Source organism: Myxococcus vastator (genome assembly GCF_010894475.1).
GTDB lineage: Bacteria > Myxococcota > Myxococcia > Myxococcales > Myxococcaceae > Myxococcus > Myxococcus vastator.
This window is the reverse complement of record NZ_JAAIYB010000569.1, coordinates 1-4,606: the sequence shown is the minus strand read 5'-3', so window position 1 is coordinate 4,606 and position 4,606 is coordinate 1. Positions and strand designations below refer to the sequence as shown.

Sequence of the window (4,606 nt, the reverse complement as noted above, 5' to 3'; positions counted from 1 at the left end):
CCCCGGTGCCTGCGTCCACAGTCCGTCCGCCTCCCCCTCCGTGGGGCGCAGCCCCTGGGCTCCCTCCCCGCTCCGGGCCTCCACCACGCGATCACCATGCACCTGCGACACGCGGCTCAGCGCCTCGAGCGGCGCGCCAGCGGCCCGTGCCAGGCGGCGGTGGTTCTCCTCCACGCGCGCCCGCTCGTCGCCCACGGAGAACCCCAGGTTGAGTGACGCGTAGGGGCCCTCCGAGCAGCCGCCAGCGCGGGTGGCGAAGCCGTGCGGCACGGGCAGCAGCGCGGAGGTGAGAAACTCGGTCGACATGGAATCTCCAGGAATCCACCTGATTGATGCACCAGGAGGTGATCCAGCGTCAGCGCAATCGTAGGATGATTTCACCGCTTCGTTTGACAGGTAGCGTCAGCCAACTGACAATTCACGGACCGCCTGAACTCCGTGCAACCCATCCGCAACCCCGCGCTCGAGAGCCGCGAGCACCCGCATGCCCCTGGGTCCCGACACCGTTGGTCGCAAGCTGCTGTGGAGCATCGCCCTGCCCGGGCTGCTCGTGGCGCTGCTGGGCGTCGGCCACTTCTGGCGTGAGGCGCGGGTCGCGGTCCAGGACGCCACCCAGGTGGAGTCGCTGGCGCTGGCGGAGTTCGTCGCGTCCACCTTCACCCTTCCGCAGGCGCGCGGGGCTCCGGCCCATGGCGCGGTGACGGAGGTGATGCGCTCCGACACCCGGCTCTTCCGCTCGGTGGAGGACGTCCGGGTGCTGACGCCGGACGGGCGCATCCTCTGGTCCCGCCGCACGGGTGAAGAGGGCACGACGCACCCGGAGGCCGCGCGGCTGACGGCCCCGGGCCCCGAGCGGGCGCGCTCGGTGGCGCGGATGACGGAGGTCATCCGCCCCCTCGGCGGGCCGGAGTGCGCCGGCTGCCACACCGCTGGCGACGTGCCGGGCGCCAGCATCCTGCAGCTGCGCATGGCGGAGCCGGCGCTGCACCAGGAGCTGTCGTCCGTGTTCGGCGCGGCGCTCGGCTCCATGGGCCTTTTCGTGGTGCTGCTGGCGCTCATCACCGGGCTGGCGCTGCACTTCGTCCTCACCCGCCCGCTGCGCAAGCTGAGCGCGGCCATGCGGCGCGCGGAGGCAGGCGACCTGCTGGTGCGCGCTGAGGCGCGGGGCACCGACGAGTTCGCGCGGCTGGGCGCGGCCTTCAACCAGATGCTGGCGCGGCTCACCTCCATGAAGGCGGAGGAGATCGACACCCACCGCGACCTGGAGCTGGTGAAGGAGAAGCTGGCCCTCAAGGACGAGCTGGAGGACCGCCTCAAGGAGCTGGCGCTGCTCTTCGACGTGGCGCGCTCGCTCAACGCCACGCTGGAGCTGGATGAGCTGCTGGACGCCGTCACCCGCCTGGTGACGGAGCGGCTGCGCATCCCCGAGTTCTCCATCATGTTGATGAACCCGGAGGGCCTGCTGGAAATCAAGCACGCCTGGCCGGAGGGCCGCGGCGCGGAGGGCCTCACGTTCGCACTGGGCGAGGGCGCCTGCGGCCGTGCGGCTGAGACGCGAAAGGCGGTGTACCTGCCGGACACGGCGGACCGCTCCAGCGTATTCGCCAGGCCGGACCTGGTGAAGGGCGGGCTGAACACCGGCGCGCTGCTGGCGGCGCCCATGGTGCACATGGAGACGCTGCTGGGCGTGATGAACTTCCAGCGCCCCCACGTGGCCAGCTTCTCCGCCGAGGAAATCGAGCTGCTCACCGCGGTGGCGGACGTGGTGGCCACGGCGGTGAAGAACGCCCGGCTGCACGCGGAGACGGTGAAGCTCACCATGACGGACCCGCTCACGGGCGTGCCCAACCGCCGCCACCTCTTCCAGCGCATGGAGCTGGAGCTGGCGCGAGCGAACCGCTTCGGCACCCCGCTGGCGCTGCTCATGGTGGACGTGGACCACTTCAAGCGCATCAACGACCTGGCCGGCCACCGCGTGGGTGACGAGGCGCTGCGCCGGGTGTGCGACGTGCTGCGGCTGCGCGTGCGCAAGGTGGACACGCTGGCGCGCTACGGCGGCGAGGAGTTCGTCATCCTCCTGCCTCAGACGAACAAGACGGAGGCCATGGAGGTCGCGGAGAAGCTGCGCCGCGCGGTGGCGGAGTCCGTGGCGCTGGTCCAGCCGGGCCTGCCGGGAAACCACGTCACGGTGTCCATTGGCGTGTCGCACTTCCCCTCCGACGCCTCCTCCCAGGAGGAGCTGGTGGACAGCGCGGACGCGGCGCTCTACTTCAGCAAGCGCACCGGCCGCAACCGCACCACCCTGTACGAGGCCGGCATGGAGCTGCACCCGGGCCGCGAGCGGGGCCCGCACACGCCCGCGGCCGAGCCTCCCTCCGTGACAGCCGCCCCCAAGCCTCCGGGTGGCGTGGCCAAGGCGTAGGCGCTCAGCGGCTCACGAGCGTCTGCACGGTGGGCAGCATCAGGTCCGCCCACGCCTCATAACCCTCGGCGGACGGATGGAAGCCGTCCTCCGAGAAGAAGTGCGGGCCCTTGGGAATCATGACCTTGCTCGCCGTGAAGAGGTCCACGTGGTGCATGCCGTGCACCCGGGCCACCTCCGCGATGGCGGCGTTGAAGGGCTCGATGCGCCCTTCGTACAGCGCCGCGGGCACCAGCCGCGCCATCGGGGCCAGCGCCAGGTCCACGAGGTTCACCACCACCAGCGGCGCCCCGGTCTGCTTCAACCGGCGGGCGATGCGGTCCAGGTCGTCCTGGAAGTCCTCCAGGGGCGTGCCGCGCCAGACGTCATTCGTCCCGATGCCCAGCGTCACCAGCGTGGGCTGCGCGGCCACGGCGCGCTTCACCTGCCCCGTGAAGACGTCGCGGATGCGCGCGCCGCTCTGCCCCAGGTTGCTGAGGCCCACGGGGAGGCCGCCCGCGCGCAGCCGGGAGGCGAGGCGTTCTGGGTAGCCCCCACCTCGCGCCGCCCCCACGCCCACGGCCGAGCTGTCTCCCAGCGCGACGTAGTTGACGCTCATCCGCCGCTCCCTCGCTCCGGACTCACGGCACCCGCAGGGCGCGCAGGTTGCGAGCCCCGCCCGGCGCCGTCACGCGGAGCAGCAAGGTGCTCCCGGACGCAGCGCCCTTGATGATGCGGGCCAGGGCGTCCGCGTTCTCCACCTTCTTGCGGTTGGCCTCGATGACGACCATGCCGGGCTCCAGCTGCGCGCGGTCCGCCGGCGAGCCGGGCACCACGTCGGTGATGAGCGCGCCGCTGCTGTCGGTGAAGCCGGCCTGCTGCGCGGTGCGCGCGTCCAGGTTCTGGAGGCTGACGCCCACGCGACGGGAGCTCTCCTGCGAGTCCTCCGGCCGCTGCTTCGCCGAGGCCACGCCCTCCAGGTCCGGCCGCGTGCCCAGCGCCACCTTCACGTCTCGCTTCTTGCCGTCGCGGAAGAGCGTCAACGTGGACGTGCTCCCGGGACGCTTGAGCGCCACGGTGCGCGTCAGCTCGCCGCTGGAGGTGACGGTCCGCCCGTCGATGGCGACGACGACGTCATCCTGCTTCAGGCCCGCCTTCGCCGCGGGAGAAGACGGCATCACCTGCGTGAGGATGGCGCCTTCATTCACGGAGAGCTTGAGCGCGCTGGCCAGGTCCCGCGTCAAGTCCTGGATGCCCACGCCCAACCACGCGCGCGTGACGGAGCCTTCCTTCTCCAGCTGCGGCAGCAGCGAGCCGATGAGCGTGCTGGGCACCGCGAAGCCGATGCCGGAGCCACCGCCGACGATGGCGGTGTTGATGCCCACCACTTCGCCCTTCATGTTGAAGAGCGGACCGCCCGAGTTGCCCGGGTTGATGGCCGCGTCCGTCTGGAGGAACTCGTCGTACTGGCTGGCCCCAATCTCACGGGCCCGCGCGGAGACGATGCCCAGGCTGACGCTGGAGGCCAGACCGAAGGGATTGCCGATGGCCACCACCCAGTCCCCCACGCGCAGCGCATCCGAGTCGCCCAGCTTCACGGTGGGCAGGTTCTCCACCTTCTCCTTGAGCCGCACGAGCGCCACGTCCGTGAGCGGATCCCGCCCCACCACTTCGCCGCTGAAGCTGCGTCCGTCGTCCAAGCGGATGGTGATGCTGACGGCATCCTCCACCACGTGGTTGTTGGTGAGGACGACGCCCTTCGGGTCGATGATGAAGCCAGAGCCCGCGCCCTGGCGCAGCGGCTCGCGGCGCTGACTGCCGCCCTCGCGGCCTCCACCGAAGAAGCGCTCGAAGAGCGGGTTGTCCTCCATCCCACGCGGCATGCCGCCGCCTCGGGCCTGCACGTCCACGTTGACCACCGCTGACTTCACCGACTCCACCAGCGGCGCCAGCGACGGGAGCGTCTGGGCCTCCCGTGTCGCGGGCTGGAGGACGTTGCCGGCGCCCGGCTGGGTGGCCGCGGGAGGCGACTTCGGCGCCTGGGCGACAGCCGCGGCGGGAGGCAACGCGACCAGGAGCGCGGCGACGAGCGCCTTCCGGAACGAGACGGTCGAACGGTTCATATGCAGACCAAGCTAAAGCCGAAAACCTGCCCCGCAAGCCAAACCGCCTGTCGTGGCGAGAGGAGGACACATCGCCCCACCC

At 71.2% G+C, this 4,606-nt stretch carries 4 protein-coding genes; 1 reads left to right on the top strand and 3 read right to left on the bottom strand.

Going from position 1 to position 4,606, the window contains the following annotated elements; translation table 11 throughout:
* The coding region (locus G4D87_RS34025; protein ID WP_163786840.1) for a laccase domain-containing protein at nt 1-306 on the bottom strand (306 nt) is incomplete at its 3' end.
* Between the two features lie 178 nt (nt 307-484).
* Here G4D87_RS34025 and G4D87_RS34020 point away from each other — a divergent pair.
* Nucleotides 485-2,422, top strand: a complete 1,938-nt coding sequence (locus G4D87_RS34020) for a GGDEF domain-containing protein (protein ID WP_163786839.1) — start codon at nt 485-487, stop codon at nt 2,420-2,422.
* 4 nt (nt 2,423-2,426) lie between these two features.
* Here G4D87_RS34020 and G4D87_RS34015 read toward each other — a convergent pair whose 3' ends face one another.
* Nucleotides 2,427-3,020, bottom strand: a complete 594-nt coding sequence (locus tag G4D87_RS34015) for an SGNH/GDSL hydrolase family protein (protein WP_163786838.1) — start codon at nt 3,018-3,020, stop codon at nt 2,427-2,429.
* Between the two features lie 22 nt (nt 3,021-3,042).
* Nucleotides 3,043-4,524 (bottom strand): trypsin-like peptidase domain-containing protein, encoded by a 1,482-nt coding sequence (locus tag G4D87_RS34010; RefSeq protein ID WP_163786837.1) that lies wholly within the window; start codon nt 4,522-4,524, stop codon nt 3,043-3,045.
* Nucleotides 4,525-4,606 lie beyond the last annotated feature (82 nt).